Genomic DNA, 16,666 nt, shown 5'->3' with positions numbered 1-16,666 from the left:
CATGACCGCCCATCCAACCGCAGCGCAGCCTCCCGTGGAGGTGTTCGAATCCGGCGACGCAGCCCTGCGGGTCGTCGCTTCCTCCCCGGACAGGGAGGCCAACTGGGCCACCGTCCACGCCCTCGCCGCATGGCTGGACAATGCCGGTGCCGACGGCGTCCACGGGGCGGTGCCCACCTACGATTCGCTGCTGGTCGAGTTCGACCCCGCCGTCACCTCGGCGCGCCAGGTGCGGGCTTTCGTCCTCCTGGGCCTGCGCCAGCTCGAATTTGCAGGCGTCCCTGCCCGGGCCCCCCGCGAATTCCTGGTCCCCGTGGTTTACGGCGGCGAGTACGGCCCGGACCTGGAGCGCGTTGCCGAACAGCAGCAGCTCTCCGTTGATGAAGTCATCCAGCTTCACACCACCAAGGCCTACGTCATTCGCTGCCTGGGCGCCCCGGCCGGCTCGCCCATGATGGACGGCCCGGATTTCCCGTTCCCGGTGCCCCGCTTGAAGGACCCCCGCCTGTCGGTGCCTGCCGGTGCCGTGTCAGTGGCCGGACGGCAGGCAGTCATTGCTCCGGCCATGGCACCTGGCGGCTGGTGCGTCATCGGCCAGACCCCGCTGACCGTGCTCGACGCCGGCAGCGAACCGCTGGTTCCCTACGTCCCCGGCGACGCACTGCGGTTCCTCCAGATCCATCCCAAAGACTTCGCACAGTACGAAGGCCGCAAGCTGGAGGCAATTCGATGAGCCTGGTGATCCAGCAGCCAGGCAACTCCGTGGTCACGGACCTGGGGCGCTTCCGCGGACCCCGGTTCGGCCTGCCGGTCAACGGAGCCCTGGACCAGTTTTCAGCCCGCGCCGCCAACATCCTGGCCGGCAATGGTGACGATGCCCCGCTGCTGGAAGTCACCGCACTGGACTTCCGCATGCGGGCCACCACGGACCTCCTCATCGCCGTCACCGGCGCACCGCTGCGCCTCACCGTGGGCGGGCGCGAGTGCCAGCAGTGGGAGCCGGTATCCGTGCAGGCGGGTGAAACCATAGCGCTGCGCCGCATGCACGGCGGCCTCCGGGCCTATATCGCCGTCCACGGCTCGGTCGACGCCCCGCTGCTCCTGGGCAGCTGCGCGCCGGACACCGTCGTCGGATTCGGACTCCGGCTCGCCGAAGGTACCGAACTGAAGACCTCCCGCTCTGTCCCGCCCATCCGCCAGCCGTACTTCGACCTCCCGCTTTTCCGACTGGGCCTCACCCGGCCGGAATTCCACAGCACCGCAGTGGTGGAGGTGACGGATGGGCCCGATGTGGAGGAATTCGGCGACACCGCCGAACTGCTCTACAACACCGAGTACACGGTCAGCGGCCGGAGCAACCACATCGGGCTGCGGCTGGGCGGGGCACTTCCGGAACGCCAGTCCACTGCGGAGGTGCTGTCCCGGGGCGTCCCGGTAGGCGCCGTGGAGGTGCCCTCCCGGGAAGAGCTCCTGGTGCTGCACCGTGGCCGCGGAGTCACCGCCGGCTACCCCGTCCTGGCAGTGGTCACCAGCCGCTCCCTGGACGTGCTGGCCCAGGCCCGGCCGGGCCACAAAATCAGCTTCCGCAGAACCTCTGTCACCGAAGCAACAGCGAAACACCGGGCGGCGCTAAGGGAACTGGAAACACTGCGTTCCAAAGTCGGCACAGTGTTCTCATTCCTGGGCATCGGGAACCAGCCGGGCCGGCGCCAGCCCTTGCCGGCCGCCGGAACCTAGAAACCCTCGCTGGACCCCCAAAGCATTGTTACCATCACCTTAAGTAAGGAAAGCCATGTCCACCTCTACGCATGCGGCCCAGCCGCACCAAGAGCGGCTCAGCAGCAAGCAGACCCGCAAGGTTGTCACGGCCGGCTGCGTCGGCATCTTCGTGGAACTCTATGACAACGGCATCTTCGCCTTCATGGCCGGAACGCTTGCCCTCGTCTTCCTCGCCCCCGGGAACCCGGACAACGCCCTGCTGTTCGTCTTCGCCGGCTATGCCGTTTCCTTCTTCGTGCGCCCCCTCGGCGCCGTCGTCTGCGGATACCTGGGTGACCGGATCGGACGGCAAAAGCTGCTGGTCTTCGTCATCCTCCTGATCAGTGTGGCCACGGCCGGTATCGGCCTGCTGCCTCCTTATGCGGCGATCGGCATTGCGGCGCCCATCCTGCTGGTGCTGCTCCGCCTGCTGCAGGGCTTCTCCGTGGGCGGCGAAGCTGCCGGCGCCATGACGTTCCTCGCCGAACACGCACCCGAAGGCAAGCGCGGCATCATCACCTCCTACGCCCAGATCGCCTCCTTCGCGGCACTGCTCACCGGCACCCTGGTTGCCTACTCCATGTCCCCGTGGCTCACCCAGGCAGCGATCGACGGCGGCGGCTTCGGAGCGTTCGCATGGCGCATTCCGTTCCTGGTCGCCATTCCCATGGGCATCATCGGCTGGTACATCCGCAAGGCCATCAGCGACACCCCCAACTTTGAAAAGCTGAAGGAAGAAGGCGGGCTGTCCAAGAACCCGCTTAAGGAAGCGTTCGCCTCGGCCGAGCACCGCCGCGCCATGCTCCTGGCACTCTTCATCCCGCTGATGAACGGCTCCGGCTACTACGTCCTGTTCTCCTACATGCCCACCTTCCTGAAGGGCAAGCAGCTCAATTTCACCATCGGTGAGGCCCTGCTGGTCACGGCCTGCAGCCTGGTGGTCATCTGCATCGCCATCCCGTTCATGGGCGCCCTTTCCGACCGTGTGGGCCGCAAGAGGGTCATTGCCGGCGCCGCCATCGCCATGGCCGTCCTGGGCATCCCGTCCTACGCACTCATCGCCACCGGCAACATGGGCCTGGCTATCCTCGGCGCATCCATCATGGCCGTCGTCTTCGCCGGCCACACCGCGGTCATCCACATCCTGATTGTTGAGCTGTTCCCCACCCGCGTCCGCTATTCGGCCTACGGCCTGGGCTACAACATCTCCTCGGCACTGTTCGGCGGCACGGCTCCGCTGCTGATGACCTGGCTGATTGCGGAGACCAACAACATCTACATGCCCGCCTTCTATGCAGTCATCACCGCGCTGGGCACCCTTGCCGCCGTCAGCACGGTCAAGGACCGGGCTCACCAACCGCTCCGCGACGCCTGATTTTCCCCGAGACCTTCAACTACCGGTGCAGCGCCGCGCTGCGCCTCGCAGGAGATACCCATGACTTTTTCCGACTACACCACAGCCCTCGTCACCGGAGCCTCCACCGGCATGGGCGCCGCCATCGCCGAACGCCTCAGCAAAAGGGGCCTGACCGTCCATGCCGTGGCCCGCAACGCCGACCGCCTCGCCGAACTCGCGGACCGCACGGGAGCAGTCCCGCACGTGGTGGACCTGACCGACACGGCCGCGCTGGCCGACGTCGTGCGAGACCTGAAGGTGGACGTCCTGGTCAACTGCGCCGGCGTCTCCCGGCCGGGCAACATCCTGGACTCCTCCGAGCAGGACATCGACGAACTGGTGGACGTGAACCTCCGCGGCCTGCTGCAGCTCACCCGCCTGGTGCTGCCGGGCATGGTGGAGCGGGACCTTGGCCACATCGTCAACATCAGCTCCATCGCCGGCCTGTACAACTTCTACGGCCACACGGTCTACCACGCCACCAAGGCTGCCGTGCACCAGATCTCCCGGCAGCTCCGGAACGACACCGTGGGCAAGCGCATCCGCGTCACCGAAATCTGCCCCGGCCGGGTGGAGACAGAGATCTTCGGCCGGAACATGGGCGGCAGCCCCGAGGCCATGGAAGAAGCCTGGAAGACGTACTACGAGGGCTACGAGTCGCTGACCACGGATGACATCGTCAACGGTCTCGATTACGCCATCGAGACCCCGCGCCACGTAAATGTTGGCATGCTTGAGCTCATGCCCACTTTCCAGGTGCCCGGCGGCCTGACCTTCGACCGTCGGGATGAAGACTGACCCAGCACCACGTTCCGCCCGCCTGCAGCTCCAACCCCCACCACCAACCGTTAGGCCCCTACCGATGCAGCTAGTACAAACCGTCAGTTTCCCCGAACCCCAGCTCCTTGCCAGCCTCTCCCCGCTTCCCGAGGGACTGCACGGCGTGGTGTGGGACATGCAGGGGGCGCCGGACGAGACCCACGGAAGCATCGACGGCGTCATCCTGCCCTACATCAATGCCGGGGCCGTGCTGGGGAACCTGGACAAGGTCCCGGACCTCAAGTTCGTCCAGACCCAGTCAACAGGGTACGACGGCGTGCGCGAGGCGGCCGGGCCGGCCGCCGCAGTGGCAAACGCCTCGGGCGTCCACGCAGCCGCCACCGCGGAGCTGGCCGTGGGGCTCATCCTGGCCAAACTGCGAGGCATCGACCAGGCGGTCCGTGACCAGCAGACCGAAAACTGGGCACCACAGCGACGCCAGTCGCTGGCCGACCGGCGCGTCCTGCTGCTGGGCGTCGGCGGCATCGGGCAGGAACTGGCCCGCAGGCTGGAACCCTTCGAAGTCGGCATCACCCGCGTGGGCAGCACCCCCCGCACCGATGAACACGGCCAGGTGCACTCCTCGGCGGACCTGGAAGCCCTGGCCCCGGACCACGACATCCTGGTTTCCGTCCTGCCGCTGAACACTGAAACCGAGCACCTGGTCAACGCGCAGGTCCTTGCCGCCCTGCCCGACGGCGCCCTGGTGGTCAACGTGGGACGCGGCCCGGTGATCGACACCGAGGCGCTCACGGCGGAGGTTGTCTCCGGCCGGCTCCACTGCGCCTTGGACGTGGTGGACCCCGAACCGCTGCCCAAGGGACATCCGCTGTGGTCCACGGACAATGCCTTGATCACCCCGCACGTGGGCGGCAACGCCTCCGCGTTCGAACCACGGATCCTCAAACTGCTGAAGCGCCAGCTCGAAGCCCTCGCCGCCGGCGAAACCCCGGCGAACCTTGTCCAGGAGGGCCCGTTCCAGCAGGGCCCATTCCAGGGGCCGTCCGCATGAGCGCGCTGTTCGACCTGACCGGCCGCGTCGCCCTCGTCACCGGTTCCAGCCGCGGCATCGGCTCCTCCCTGGCACGGGCCCTGGCCGAGGCCGGTGCCACCGTGGTGCTCAATGGTGTCAACCCGGAGCGGCTCAAGGAAGCCGAAACGGCGCTCGCAGCCGACTTCCCGCCCGGACGCATCGCCAGCGTCGCCTTCGACGTCACCGACGGCGATGCCGCCGCCCGCAGCATCTCCTGGATCGAGGAAAACGTCGGTCCGCTGGACATCCTGGTCAACAACGCCGGCATCCAGCACCGGGTTCCCATGCTGGACCTGGACGTGGCCGACTGGGAGCGGGTGATTTCCACGGACCTCACCAGCGCATTCCTGGTGGGCCGGGAAGCCGCCCGGCACATGATTCCACGCGGCCGCGGCAAGATCATCAACATCTGCTCTGTCCAGACGGACCTGGCCCGGCCCACCATCGCCCCGTACGTTGCGGCCAAGGGCGGCCTGCGCAACCTCACGCGCGCCATGACGGCCGAGTGGGCTGCCTCCGGCCTGCAGATCAACGGCATCGCGCCCGGGTACATCCATACCGAGATGACCCAGAACCTGGTGGATGACGAGCAGTTCAATTCCTGGATCCTGGGCCGCACCCCGGCCAACCGCTGGGGCACCCCGCAGGACCTGGCCGGCCCGGTGGTGTGGCTGGCCTCCAGCGGTTCCGACTTCGTGAACGGCCAGACGATCTTTATCGACGGCGGAATGACGGTGGTGGTCTGATGTCCCTGGATTCTGAATCCCTTCCCGCTTCGGGTCCGGCCCTGGTGGCGCACGCCGCCGGTGACCTGCGTATCGATGACATCCCGCTGGCCCGGCCTGCCGCCGATGAGGCGGTGGTGGAGGTGCGCTACGGCGGGATCTGTGGCTCCGACCTGCATTACTGGCTGCACGGCGCGGCGGGGGAGTCCATCCTGAAGGCGCCGCTGGTCCTCGGCCATGAAGTTTCGGGGGTCGTGGTGCGCCCTGCAGCCGGCGGTGCAGGCCCGCAGGCCGGGACCGCGGTCGCCGTCCATCCCGCCACTCCGGGCCCCGGCGCCGCGAAATACCCTGCGGACCGGCCCAACCTCTCGCCGGGCTGCACTTACCTGGGCAGCGCGGCCCGCTACCCGCACACGGACGGAGCGTTCAGCCGCTACGTGAACCTGCCCGTGCGGATGCTCCGGCCACTGCCGGACAGCATCGACCTGCGCGCCGCCGCCCTGATCGAACCCGCCTCCGTGGCGTGGCATGCAGTGTCCCGGGCCGGCGACATCAAGGGCAAGTCCGCCCTGGTGATTGGCTCCGGACCCATCGGTGCGCTGGCCGTCGCCGTGCTCAAGCGCGGCGGTGCTGCCCGGATCACCGCGGTGGACCTGCATGCCAAACCGCTGGAAATCGCTGCGGCCGTTGGCGCCGACCAGGTGATCAATGCCGCTGACACGGCAGCGATCGAGGCTGTCGAGGCCGACGTCGTGATCGAATCCTCCGGAAACCACCACGGCCTGGCCTCCGCCGTCCGCGGCGCCGTCCGCGGCGGCACCGTGGTCATGGTCGGCCTGCTCCCCACGGGGATGCAGCCCGTGCCCATCTCGCTGGCCATCACCCGCGAACTCGAGCTCAAGGGCTCGTTCCGTTTCAACGATGAGATCGACGACGTGATCGCCGCGCTCGCCGACGGATCCCTGGACATTGAGCCCGTCATCACGCACGAATTTCCGCTGGCCGACGCCCTACATGCGTTCGAAGTGGCCAAGGACTCCACCACGTCCGGCAAGGTCCTGCTCAACTTTGACGGTGAAGGGCCGGACCAGTGAGCGGGCGGATGCCCCCGCTGGTGGTCATGGGAGTTTCGGGGTGCGGCAAATCCACGGTGGGCGCCCTCCTGGCTGAGCGGCTGGGCATGCCATTCCTGGATGGTGACGATTTCCACCCGGCGGCCAACAAGGAGAAGATGGCCGCGGGCGTTCCGCTCACCGACGACGACCGGGCGCCCTGGCTCGTCCGGATCGGCGAGCTCCTTGCTGGAGATGACGACGTCGGCACGACAGTTCCGCCGGTCGTCGCCTGTTCGGCGCTCAAGCGCAGCTACCGGGACCTCCTGCGCAGCAGCGCCCCTGAGGTGGTGTTCATCCACCTCAGCGGCAGCGCTGCCACGATCGCTGCCCGGATGGACGCCAGGGCCCACGAGTTTATGCCGCGCACCCTGCTTGAGTCCCAGCTCGCCACGCTCGAGGGGCTGGGACCGGACGAAGCGCACGTGCTGGCCGACATCTCGCTGGAACCCGGCGCGCTCGTCGAGACGGTCGTCCAGGCGCTTGAGGTGCGCGCGGGAGCTGTCCGCAATCCTGCGGCGCCATAGGAACGCTGCGCGACCCCGCCCGGAATCCGCAGAAGGAAAAGCCTCCTTTTAAGCGCGGAAAGCTCCCTTGGGTAGGTAGACTGGTCTACCTACCCAAGGAGCAGTCCATGCCCACTACTGATGCAGGTCCCTTCCGCCGACCCGCGCGCGAGCTGCTGCTGGCGGCCGCGGCACGCCTGTTCTACGCGCAGGGAGTTGCCGCGACGGGCATCGACACCATCACCGCTGCGGCGGGCGTGGCGAAAAAGAGCCTCTACAACAACTTCTCGTCCAAGGCGGAGCTGGTGGCGGCGTACCTCGAAGCCCGGCACGAGGAGTGGCTGGCCCTGTACCGGAAAAGGGTGGACACCGCAGCAACTCCCGGGGACCGGGTGCTGGCCGTCTTCGACGCCTACCGGGACCACGCCAACTTTGCCTACGAGCACGGGTTCCGGGGATGCGGGCTCCTTAACGCCGCAGCCGAACTGCCGGTGGGCAACGCCGGGCGGCTGGCGGTGCGCAAGCACAAGGAAGAGGTCGAGGAACTGCTGGCACAGCCAGTCCACGAACTGCTGCCGGACGAGCCGGAACGTGCAGACATCACGGCCCGGCACCTTTCCTTCCTGCTCGAGGGGGCCATGGCGCGCGCCGGCTTGGACGGCGGGGACAAATGCCTGCAGGACGCCAGGCTGATCGCCGGGCAGATCCTGGCAGCCCTGTAATGGCAAGGGCTAAAACCGGAAACCCCGCGGCCGTCGGCAGCTCCAATGGGCCGCTCTGGGGCGCCCTGTTCGTCGTCGCCGCGTCCGTCCTGTGGGGAACCACGGGCACCGCGGCCACGTTCGCCCCATCTGTAAGTCCGCTGGCCATCGGCGCCGTCGCCATGGGCATCGGTGGGCTTCTCCAGGCAGCGCTGGCGGCGCGGTTGATCAGGCTGCAGTGGCGCGGAATCAGGCAGCGTTGGCGCCTGGTGTTGCCGGCGGCCGCGGCCGTGGCCGTCTATCCGCTGGCCTTCTACAGTTCCATGCACCTCTCCGGCGTGGCAGTGGGGACGGTCGTTTCCATCGGGTCCGCTCCAGTGGCGGCCGCGCTCATCGAACGGTTTGCCGACCACAAGCCGCTGACGGGCCGGTGGACTGTCGGCGCTGTCCTGGGCATCGGCGGCGCGGCACTGCTGTCCTTTGCCGGACACAGCCTGGCAGGACCCAGCTCTGCGGGACCCATCACTGCGGGACACGGCGCCGTAGCCGATGGCGGCACATCCGCCGCCGAATCGGCCACCCAATGGGCCTCCACGGCCGGCATCGCCCTGGGCCTGGTGGCTGGCGGAACCTATGCGCTCTATTCGTGGGGCGCGCACCGCCTGATTGCCGGCGGCGTTACTTCACGGGCCGCGATGGGGAGCGTGTTCGGGCTCGGCGGGCTGCTGTTGATGCCCGTCCTCGCCTTCACCGGCGCCCCGCTGCTCGCCTCGTGGACCAACGCCTCGGTGGGGGCGTACATGGCGGTGGTGCCCATGTTCGCCGGGTATCTGTTGTTCGGTTGGGGGCTGGCGCGGATCCGGGCGAGCACGGCCACCGGCATCTCCCTGCTCGAAACGGTGGTGGCGGCCGCCCTTGCGGTGCTGGTGGTGGGGGAGCGGCTTCCGGCACTTGGGTGGCTTGGCGCCGCCGTCGTTCTTGGAAGCCTGTTTATCCTCAGCCCGCTCAGCCAGCCCCGGCGGACGGTTGAGTCAGCCGGTGGGCTGTTGCCGTCCGCTCCGGCCCGGGAAGGGGCGGTTGAGCAGGAGGCACCCGCCCAGCGCCAGCAGCAGGAAACCCACCACGACGGCGACCACCTCCTGGCTGCCGAGGCCCGCCACGACGATCGCGAGCGCGAGCAGGCAAACAAGTGACCCGGCTATGAGCCCCGCCGGAATGCGGCGGGCAGGGTAACCGGAGAGCAGCTCCATGGCCAGGTGGGGATCGTCCGCGATCAGTCCCAGCTCCAGCTCCTTGAGCAGCCTCCGCTCTTCTTCGGACATTGGCATTGCATGCCCCTGGATTCCATGAGACGCGGCTATCGCTATTGACCGTAGGAGCGTTCCCGCGCAGAGTCAAGGGTCCCGGGTGCGCCTGGCTGCTGCCCGTCCGGGACGTCATACCGCAGCTCGTTGCCCATGACCCGGACACCCTTCGTGGGGACGTGCGGGGTCCGCTTGGCCGGCGGCATCAGGTGCTCCACCGGAGTGTCCGCAAGGAGCAGGCAATGGTCTGCGATGAGTCGGCGGTGGCACCGCCACCAAACGGTTTCGCTGCACATGATGGCGGTCTGCTGGTCCTGCGCCTCCGCCAGCAGCCCGGCCACGGCGGCCGCGAACCCGGGCGAGCGCATGTAGCCCGCGTACGCCCGGAACGAGTCGTTGCGCAGCGCCGTGTCAGGGGAGTCGGGTGGAAGCTTGCGGAAACCGCCCAGCCGGCGTTCCCAGCGGTAGCTGATGCCGGCGGCCGGGAGCCACTCGGCCATGCTGTCCTTGCCGAAATGCGGATACTTGCGGCTGCCGGGAGCGATCCGGACGTCCACCAGGGACGCCACGCCCGCCGCGGTGAGCAGCGCCGTGAACTCCTCCCGGGAGGACGTGCCGTGACCTACCGTGAACAGGGCCTTCATCAAAGCCATGTTAGGCGCGTGCCGAAATTCATGGTGCCACGTCGCACGGAGTAACCCTGCATCGCGGGGATGACGTTTTGTGGCGCGCGGCGGCCCGGCGATCTCGCATATATTGGGGCATGGCCACCCCCGCTAGCGACGACGAGTTCGTCCAACTGCACGACCTCATCATTGGCAGCACGAACGTGGGTGGGTTCCTGACGGAGCTGTCCATGGTGGCGGCGTCCACGCTCAGCGACGCCTCGGGCGTGTTCATCGAGTGCGGGGTGACCCTTCAACGACGCAAACGCACCGCCACCATCGCGGGCAGCAGCGAACGCGCCGCGATGCTGGACAAGCTGGAACAGGCCCTCGGGGACGGGCCCTGCATTGCCTCCCTGGAGAGCATGACGCCGGTGGTCCTGGGGGATGTGGCCACTGACACCCGCTGGCCGGAGTACCAGAAAGTGCTGGCCGACAACGGCTGCCGGAGCGTGCTGGGCGTTCCGCTGGCACTGGACGAGAACCAGTCCGCCGCACTGAACTTCTTTTCCTCGGAACCGAACGTCTATGCTCCGGCGGTGGTCACCCGGGCCGAAGGGTTCGCGCATCTGGCCGGCCGTGCGTTGCGGTTGGCCCTGAGGATCGCGGATGCCCAGAACCTGGCGGACGATCTTCGGGCCGCCATGCAGAGCCGCACCACGATCGACCTCGCCTGCGGGGTGATCATGGCGCAGAACCGGTGCACCCAGGACGAAGCGATGGCCCTGCTGACCAAGGCGTCGAGCCACCGGAACCAGAAACTGCGGGACCTGGCGGGTGACGTCCTTGGCCGGGTCAGCAACGGAACGGTGAACACGCACTTCGATCCCTGAGCCGCCGCCCGGGAACCTCGGGCCATTCCTCCGGGCTTGATAGGTTCGGCGCACAGCCGGGACGCGGTTCGCGGGAACGGGACACCGCGGGGACGGGAGACCGTGGCGTCCCGTCCGGGTTTCACCCCGGCGGCGCCCTGCAATAATCTGAACCAACGGCTGTGCACTGGGGTGGCGCCCGCTGTGCAGCAGGCAGCACTGTAAGTTTCGGGACCATCACAGACGAACGAGGCGGACACCCATGACGGCAACAGATCAGCAGCACGCATCACGACCGGAAGTGCCCGCAGACCCTCCTGCCGCCCATGAGCCCCTGGATCCGCACCTGCTGCAGCAGCTGGCGGACGCGTACGGGGTGGGCACCTCCTTCCAAGGCTGGGACGGGCTGCCGCATTCCGTGGCGGAGGAGACGCTGGTCAAGGTGCTCGCTGCCCTGGGCGTCGAGGCGCGCACCAACAGCGAGATCGAGGCAGCCTTGGCGGAGGCGGAACTGGCGCCGTGGCGCCGGATGCTGCCGCCCGCCGTCGTCATCCAGCAGGGTGAGCCGGCGCAGGTGCCGGTCCATGTGCGGGACGGGGCCACCGCCAGCCTGACTGTCACCCTCGAAGGGGGAGCGGGATCACGGGAGGCAGTCCAGCAGGACATCTGGGTGCAGCCCAGGGAGGTCGACGGCGTCTCCACCGGAAGAGCCACCTTTTCCCTTCCGCAGGACCTGCCCTTGGGCTGGCATAGCCTGCACGCGGAGTCGGAGGGTGCCGCAGCCACCGCCGCCCTGGTGGTGACGCCGGCGCGGTTGGCAACAGCCAAACCGCTGGAGGAACGCCGGGGCTGGGGGCTCGCCACGCAGCTGTATTCGGTCCGGTCCAAACGCTCGTGGGGCATCGGGGATTTCGCCGACCTTGCGGACCTGGCAGCGATCAGCGGGGCGCGCGGCGCCGACTACGTGCTGGTCAACCCGCTGCATGCGGCGGAGCCGGTTCCGCCGGTCCAGCCCTCGCCTTACTCGCCCTCCACGCGCCGGTTCTTCAATCCGCTGTACATCCGCATCGAGGCCGTTCCCGAGCTCGCCTACCTCCGCCCACGCAAGCGGGCAGCGCTGGAAAAGCTCCACGCCGAAGTGGCCGTGCTGAACAAGGAGGGCGGACGGCTGGACCGGGACGCCGTTTACGCCGCCAAGCTCCAGGCGCTCGAGATGCTTTACCACACACGGCGTTCCCCGGCCCGGCAGGCCGCCTTCGACGAGTTCTGCCGGATTTCCGGCAAGGGGCTGGACGACTTCGCGCTGTGGTCCGCCATCCGTGAAGACCTTGCCCCTGGCGATCCCCTGTGGACCGACCCGGCCTGCGCGATTGGCACCCGGGAGGCGGAGGCGCTCCGGGAGAAGCTGGCGGACAGGATCGGGTTCCACCGGTGGCTGCAGTGGATCTGCGACGAGCAGCTTGAATACGCCCAGCACGCCGCACTGCGCTCCGGGATGCGCCTTGGCGTGGTGCACGACCTCGCAGTGGGGGTTGACCACAGCAGCGCCGACGCCTGGACGCTGCGCAGCGTGCTGGCCCCGGCCACCAGCGTGGGCGCGCCGCCGGACATGTACAACCAGCAGGGCCAGGACTGGGGTCAGCCGCCATGGCACCCCACCCGCCTGGCCGAGGCCGGCTACGCACCGTTCCGCGACATGCTGGCCACGGTGCTGCGGCACGCCGGCGGCATCCGCGTGGACCACATCCTGGGCCTGTTCCGGCTCTGGTGGATCCCCGCCGGGAACGCCCCCGGCGACGGCGCCTACGTCCGCTACGACCACGAGGCCCTGATCGGCATCCTCGCCCTCGAGGCGCACCGCGCCGGCGCGGTGGTCATCGGGGAGGACCTGGGCACCTTCGAGCCGTGGGTGCGGGACTACCTTGCCGCGCGCGGCATCCTGGGAACGTCCATCCTCTGGTTTGAGTACGACGGCGATTCGCCCCTTGCGCCGGAGAAGTACCGCACACAGGCGCTCGCCAGCGTCAACACCCACGACCTGCCGCCCACCGCCGGCTACCTCGCCGGGGACCATGTCGCACTGCGGAGCCGGTTGGGCCTGCTGGAACGGTCCGAGGCGGAAGAGCGGGCTGAGCACAATGCATCCTTGGAGAAGATGTTCGCCCTCCTGCGCGAGCGCGGTTACCTGGCTGGAGGGGCAGCCGACGGGGAGGAACACACCATCGAAGCCCTGCACCTGCTGCTGGCGCAGGCGCCGTCGGTGCTCCTGGGCGTGGCACTGGTGGATGCGGTGGGGGAGCGGCGGGTCCAGAACCAGCCCGGAACCACCGCGGCCCTTTATCCAAACTGGCAGGTGCCCTTGGGCGGCCCGGACGGCAAACCCGTGTACCTTGACGACCTTCCCGCCAACGGGCGGTTCAATGCGCTGCTCGCGGCGGTGGAGCGTGCCATGCACGGCCAGTAACGGGACTCTACACAAGCAACGCGGCACACAAGCAACGCGGCCCCGCCTTCATGACGGGCCGCGTTGCTTGTGTCCTTGTCCCTGGGCAGTACACCTAGCCCGCAGTGATCACGTGGGTGAAGTGGTCATACCGGAAGGTGACTGGGCCGCCGTCGTGCTCAAATACGATATTGGCGCCGGGGGAAGCTCCCCCTGCCCCGTAGCTGACGTCCCAGGTGCGGTTGAGGGCCGCCTTGAACTCGTAGCTTCCCGCGGGCAGGTCGGGCACGGCCAGCTTCCACACGAGGTCTGCCGGGTCCAGCGTGAGCTGTGCCTGGTCACAGGCAGGCTCCCAGTCCGAGGCGCAGCCCAGTTCGCTGTCCATGCTGCCAGCTGCGGCCGCTGCCTTGGGCTGCTGCGACGCGTACACGGCACTGAGGAGATGGGTGCTGTTGTCGTAGCGGAAGGTCACCGGGCCACCCGGGTGGTCCAGGACGATGTTCTGGCCGTTGGGCTGGCCGTCGGCACCGTAGTTCTCATCCCAGCCGCCGTTGAGCGCGGCCTTGTACTCGTACTGCCCGGCCGGCAGGTCCACGGTCAGCCGCCAGATCCGGTCGGCCGGGTCGAGCACCATCTGCGCCTTGCCGCAGGACGGATCCCACTGCGCGCTGCAGCCCATCGCCTGGTTGAGGGACCCGGCCACCGCTACGGAGTCAGGCTGCGGTGCCTCACCCACGGTGACCGTCCGGGTCCCGCTGGTGACGTTGAAACCGGGGCCGGCCATGGCTGCCCGGTACCGGACGGCGGTGCCGTCCGCCAGGGCTGACACGTCGTCGGTGGCCGAGTACACAGGCGAAGAGTCATCCGTGCCCACGCCGGTCCACGCTCCGCCGTCCACGCTGCGCTCGAACGACACCACATGGCTGGACTTCTCCGGATCTGCGGTGGCGCTGAGTTCCACCTTGCCCTTCACGCTGCTGCCTTCCACAGGTTTCTGGAGGGTCAGGACAGGCGCTGGGACACTCGCGGTCCGGGTTTGGCTGGTGGCAACATGCCCGCCGTTGTCCAGCACGGTGGCCCGGTATTCCAGCGGAGTCCTTGCGTCCAGGGAGGCAACATCGTGGAACACCTGGTACGGGGCGGTGTCATCCGTACCGATCGGCTTCCAGTCCCCGCCTGCTGTCCTTGCTTCGAAGGTGACCTCGTAGAACGAAGCACCGTCGACGTCGGCCGCCACGTTGATGCGCCCGTTGTCACCCGCAGCCGCCGCCGGCTGCTGGAGGGCGACGGCGGGAGCTTCCTTGGAGTGCGGGATCCGGCCTGACGATTCGTAGACGACGGCGGAGAGCGGCGGGACGGTTACGGTGAGTTTGGCGTCCTCGGAGGTCTTCACCTCGTCGGCGCCCTGGCCGTAGATGCGCGTGTAGCTGCGCTTGCCGATGTAGGTGGGGATGGCCGCGGTCTGGGCCTGCCCGCTGTTGTTCAGGGCCACCACGTACTCGCGCTGGTCCTTCGCATCGGTTCGGGAAAAGGCGTAGATGCCGGGGCCCTCCGCGGCGTAGCGGTGCTGGTGGGCGCCGTTCCGCAGCGCCGGATGCTCCTTGGTGAGGGCAGCCAGTTCGCGGATCTTTGCGTACAGCGGGTGCCCTTGATTGAAGTTGTCCGTGGCGTGGGTGGCGTCCGTGCCCAGCAGGTCGTCGTCCAGGTAGTCCGGAACCTTGCTGGCGAAGAGGGTCTGCCGTGCGTCCTGGTCGCCGCCCGGGCCGGTGAAGCCCTGTTCGTCGCCGTAGTAGACCACAGGGTTGCCGCGGGAGAAGTACATCAGCTCATGCGCGAGTTCATCGCGGGCCACCTTCTCTGCATCACTGGCGGCGGGATTGTCCTGGGCGATGAAGCTGCCGATGCGGCCCATGTCGTGGTTGCCCAGGAAGGTGGGCAGTTCGTAGACGTTGGAATCGGCGTCGGTGTACCAGTCGTCGCCGGCGAAGAAGGCCTGCAGCGACTGTGCGTCCTGGCTCTTGGAGGCAAAGTTGCGGGCGGCGTCCTGGAAGGGGAAATCCAGGACCGCCTGCATGTTGTTGCGCGTGGTGAACTGCGAGGTGAAGCTCTTGGTGGTGCCGAAAACTTCGCCGAACATGAAGAACTCGTCCTTGCCGTGCTCCTTGGCGTACGCCAGGACGTTGGGGCCGAACTCCTGCCAGAACTCGTTGTTGACGTGCTTCATGGTGTCGATCCGGAAACCGTCCACGCCGAAGTCGCCGATCCAGGACTTGTAGATGTCCTCCATGCCTTTCACCACGGTGGGGTGCTCGGTGAAGAGGTCATCAAGGCCGAAGAAATCCCCATACATGGAGTCCTCGCCAGTGAAGGTGGTATCGCCCCGGTTGTGGTACAGGGTGGGGTCGTTCAGCCAGGCGGGAACCTTGAGGTTCTCTTCGCCCGGTGCCGGGACTGGTTTATAGGGGAAGGACGTGTTGACGTCCAGTTGCGGGAACGTCCCGGTGCCGGCGTAGTCACGGTCGTCGAACGCCTGGCCTGATGCAGTCCTGTAGGGGACGGCATCCTTTGAGACGTAGCCCTTGCGCGCTCCCTCCTGGTACCCGATGACGTCCGCGGTGTGGTTGGTGATGATGTCGAAGTAGACCTTCATGCCGCGGGCATGGGCCTCGTCGATGAGCGCCTTGAGTTCATCATTGGTGCCCAGGTGCGGGTCGATCTGGGTGAAGTCGGTAACCCAGTAACCGTGGTAGCCGGCCGACTTGTCCGCCGGCTGGACCGCCTTGTTCTTGAAGCTCGGAGTCAGCCAGATGGAGGTGGTGCCCAGGCCCTGGATGTAGTCGATCTTCTCCCGCAGGCCGGCCAGGTCCCCGCCGTTGTAGAAGCCCTTCCTGGTGGGGTCGAAACCGGAGACCATCGTGTCTGAGCCGAGGCCGCCCCGGTCATTTGCGGTGCTGCCGTTGTCGAAGCGGTCTGCCATGACGAAGTAGAAGTTCTCGTCCGTCACAGGGCCGCGCAGTGAGTGCAGTGCCGCCGCGACTGCCGGATCCTTGGTGCCGGGACCCTTGGGGTCCGGCGCGGCGGCGGCAGGGAGGACCGCGGCGGAGACGGCCACGGCGGCTGCCACGAGGCCGGCCGCCGAACGGACGGCGGCGCGGCTTGCGATCAGGCGCCGGGGCGCAGGGTGTGTTCCTGCCGGCCTGGCCGGCAGTTGGGCGCGTGGGGGAGCGCCGGGAGGGGTGCGGAATAACAAGCGTGAGACCTTCCTGGGAAGCAGCGCTGCTGTACAGGCTTGACGTTGATGTCGGGATGCGGCAGGAGGGTTCGAAGGACAGCGCGTGGTCCTGTGAACCAAGTCACAACTGTAAGCGCTTGCACTGAATTACTCCAGTGTT

At 67.8% G+C, this 16,666-nt stretch carries 14 protein-coding genes and 1 pseudogene; 12 read left to right on the top strand and 3 right to left on the bottom strand.

Going from position 1 to position 16,666, the window contains the following annotated elements; all coding sequences use genetic code 11:
- Nucleotide 1 precedes the first annotated feature (1 nt).
- From AC2JAJ_RS05800 to AC2JAJ_RS05755, 10 genes are all read left to right on the top strand, one after another.
- On the top strand, nt 2–733 hold the full coding sequence (locus AC2JAJ_RS05800) for a 5-oxoprolinase subunit B family protein (RefSeq protein ID WP_473694815.1): 732 nt from the start codon (nt 2–4) through the stop codon (nt 731–733).
- Entirely contained in the window at nt 730–1,737 is a 1,008-nt protein-coding gene (locus AC2JAJ_RS05795; protein ID WP_486416542.1) for a 5-oxoprolinase subunit C family protein, read from the top strand. Before AC2JAJ_RS05800 ends, AC2JAJ_RS05795 begins: the two co-directional genes overlap by 4 nt.
- Nucleotides 1,738–1,792: 55 nt before the next feature.
- Nucleotides 1,793–3,133: an MFS transporter gene (locus AC2JAJ_RS05790; protein ID WP_486416543.1), complete on the top strand. Its 1,341-nt coding sequence runs from the start codon at nt 1,793–1,795 to the stop codon at nt 3,131–3,133.
- Nucleotides 3,134–3,193: 60 nt separating this feature from the next.
- Nucleotides 3,194–3,952 (top strand): SDR family oxidoreductase, encoded by a 759-nt coding sequence (locus AC2JAJ_RS05785; RefSeq protein WP_486416544.1) that lies wholly within the window; start codon nt 3,194–3,196, stop codon nt 3,950–3,952.
- Between the two features lie 64 nt (nt 3,953–4,016).
- The gene (locus AC2JAJ_RS05780; protein ID WP_501053412.1) at nt 4,017–4,985 is read left to right on the top strand and encodes an NAD(P)-dependent oxidoreductase; all 969 of its coding nucleotides are present in this window, start codon (nt 4,017–4,019) and stop codon (nt 4,983–4,985) included.
- Nucleotides 4,982–5,752 carry an SDR family oxidoreductase gene (locus AC2JAJ_RS05775; protein ID WP_486416545.1) on the top strand — a complete coding sequence of 257 codons (771 nt, stop codon included), beginning with the start codon at nt 4,982–4,984 and terminating at the stop codon, nt 5,750–5,752. The genes AC2JAJ_RS05780 and AC2JAJ_RS05775 overlap by 4 nt, the downstream gene beginning before the upstream one ends.
- A complete protein-coding gene (locus AC2JAJ_RS05770; RefSeq protein WP_486416546.1) occupies nt 5,752–6,825 on the top strand; it encodes an L-idonate 5-dehydrogenase in 1,074 nt (357 codons plus the stop codon). The genes AC2JAJ_RS05775 and AC2JAJ_RS05770 overlap by 1 nt, the downstream gene beginning before the upstream one ends.
- Nucleotides 6,822–7,370: a gluconokinase gene (locus tag AC2JAJ_RS05765; protein WP_486416547.1), complete on the top strand. Its 549-nt coding sequence runs from the start codon at nt 6,822–6,824 to the stop codon at nt 7,368–7,370. The genes AC2JAJ_RS05770 and AC2JAJ_RS05765 overlap by 4 nt, the downstream gene beginning before the upstream one ends.
- Nucleotides 7,371–7,477: 107 nt before the next feature.
- Entirely contained in the window at nt 7,478–8,071 is a 594-nt protein-coding gene (locus AC2JAJ_RS05760) for a TetR family transcriptional regulator (protein ID WP_501053411.1), read from the top strand.
- Entirely contained in the window at nt 8,071–9,243 is a 1,173-nt protein-coding gene (locus tag AC2JAJ_RS05755) for a DMT family transporter (RefSeq protein WP_486416548.1), read from the top strand. The genes AC2JAJ_RS05760 and AC2JAJ_RS05755 overlap by 1 nt, the downstream gene beginning before the upstream one ends.
- Here the strand turns inward: AC2JAJ_RS05755 and AC2JAJ_RS05750 are convergent.
- Both AC2JAJ_RS05750 and AC2JAJ_RS05745 read right to left on the bottom strand, forming a co-directional pair.
- Nucleotides 9,199–9,372 (bottom strand): annotated as a pseudogene (locus AC2JAJ_RS05750) (DUF3040 domain-containing protein); the annotation flags it as partial. The gene AC2JAJ_RS05755 and the pseudogene AC2JAJ_RS05750 sit on opposite strands and share 45 nt — an antisense overlap.
- 41 nt (nt 9,373–9,413) lie before the next feature.
- The gene (locus AC2JAJ_RS05745) at nt 9,414–9,998 is read right to left on the bottom strand and encodes a DUF488 domain-containing protein (RefSeq protein WP_486416549.1); all 585 of its coding nucleotides are present in this window, start codon (nt 9,996–9,998) and stop codon (nt 9,414–9,416) included.
- A gap of 119 nt (nt 9,999–10,117) precedes the next feature.
- Here AC2JAJ_RS05745 and AC2JAJ_RS05740 point away from each other — a divergent pair, with 119 nt between their 5' ends.
- Together AC2JAJ_RS05740 and malQ are read left to right on the top strand one after the other, a co-directional pair.
- The gene (locus AC2JAJ_RS05740) at nt 10,118–10,852 is read left to right on the top strand and encodes a GAF and ANTAR domain-containing protein (protein WP_486416550.1); all 735 of its coding nucleotides are present in this window, start codon (nt 10,118–10,120) and stop codon (nt 10,850–10,852) included.
- Between the two features lie 241 nt (nt 10,853–11,093).
- Nucleotides 11,094–13,295 carry a 4-alpha-glucanotransferase gene (gene malQ, locus AC2JAJ_RS05735; protein WP_486416551.1) on the top strand — a complete coding sequence of 734 codons (2,202 nt, stop codon included), beginning with the start codon at nt 11,094–11,096 and terminating at the stop codon, nt 13,293–13,295.
- A 94-nt stretch (nt 13,296–13,389) separates the two neighbouring features.
- Here malQ and AC2JAJ_RS05730 read toward each other — a convergent pair whose 3' ends face one another.
- The gene (locus AC2JAJ_RS05730) at nt 13,390–16,524 is read right to left on the bottom strand and encodes an alpha-amylase family glycosyl hydrolase (RefSeq protein ID WP_501053410.1); all 3,135 of its coding nucleotides are present in this window, start codon (nt 16,522–16,524) and stop codon (nt 13,390–13,392) included.
- Nucleotides 16,525–16,666 lie beyond the last annotated feature (142 nt).

Source organism: Arthrobacter sp. MOO21 (assembly GCF_057369995.2).
The sequence above is the reverse complement of the archived record's forward strand: the minus strand, read 5'-3'. Positions and strand labels throughout refer to the sequence as shown.

Excerpts from the sequence above, each read along its gene's own strand:
- AC2JAJ_RS05785 (WP_486416544.1), top strand. The coding sequence starts at position 3,194 with ATGACTTTTTCCGACTACACCACAGCCCTCGTCACCGGAGCCTCCACC.
- AC2JAJ_RS05755 (WP_486416548.1), top strand. The coding sequence starts at position 8,071 with ATGGCAAGGGCTAAAACCGGAAACCCCGCGGCCGTCGGCAGCTCCAAT.
- AC2JAJ_RS05760 (WP_501053411.1), top strand. The coding sequence starts at position 7,478 with ATGCCCACTACTGATGCAGGTCCCTTCCGCCGACCCGCGCGCGAGCTG.
- AC2JAJ_RS05770 (WP_486416546.1), top strand. The coding sequence starts at position 5,752 with ATGTCCCTGGATTCTGAATCCCTTCCCGCTTCGGGTCCGGCCCTGGTG.
- AC2JAJ_RS05745 (WP_486416549.1), bottom strand. The coding sequence starts at position 9,998 with ATGAAGGCCCTGTTCACGGTAGGTCACGGCACGTCCTCCCGGGAGGAG.
- AC2JAJ_RS05775 (WP_486416545.1), top strand. The coding sequence starts at position 4,982 with ATGAGCGCGCTGTTCGACCTGACCGGCCGCGTCGCCCTCGTCACCGGT.
- AC2JAJ_RS05800 (WP_473694815.1), top strand. The coding sequence starts at position 2 with ATGACCGCCCATCCAACCGCAGCGCAGCCTCCCGTGGAGGTGTTCGAA.
- AC2JAJ_RS05740 (WP_486416550.1), top strand. The coding sequence starts at position 10,118 with ATGGCCACCCCCGCTAGCGACGACGAGTTCGTCCAACTGCACGACCTC.
- malQ (WP_486416551.1), top strand. The coding sequence starts at position 11,094 with ATGACGGCAACAGATCAGCAGCACGCATCACGACCGGAAGTGCCCGCA.
- AC2JAJ_RS05795 (WP_486416542.1), top strand. The coding sequence starts at position 730 with ATGAGCCTGGTGATCCAGCAGCCAGGCAACTCCGTGGTCACGGACCTG.
- AC2JAJ_RS05780 (WP_501053412.1), top strand. The coding sequence starts at position 4,017 with ATGCAGCTAGTACAAACCGTCAGTTTCCCCGAACCCCAGCTCCTTGCC.
- AC2JAJ_RS05790 (WP_486416543.1), top strand. The coding sequence starts at position 1,793 with ATGTCCACCTCTACGCATGCGGCCCAGCCGCACCAAGAGCGGCTCAGC.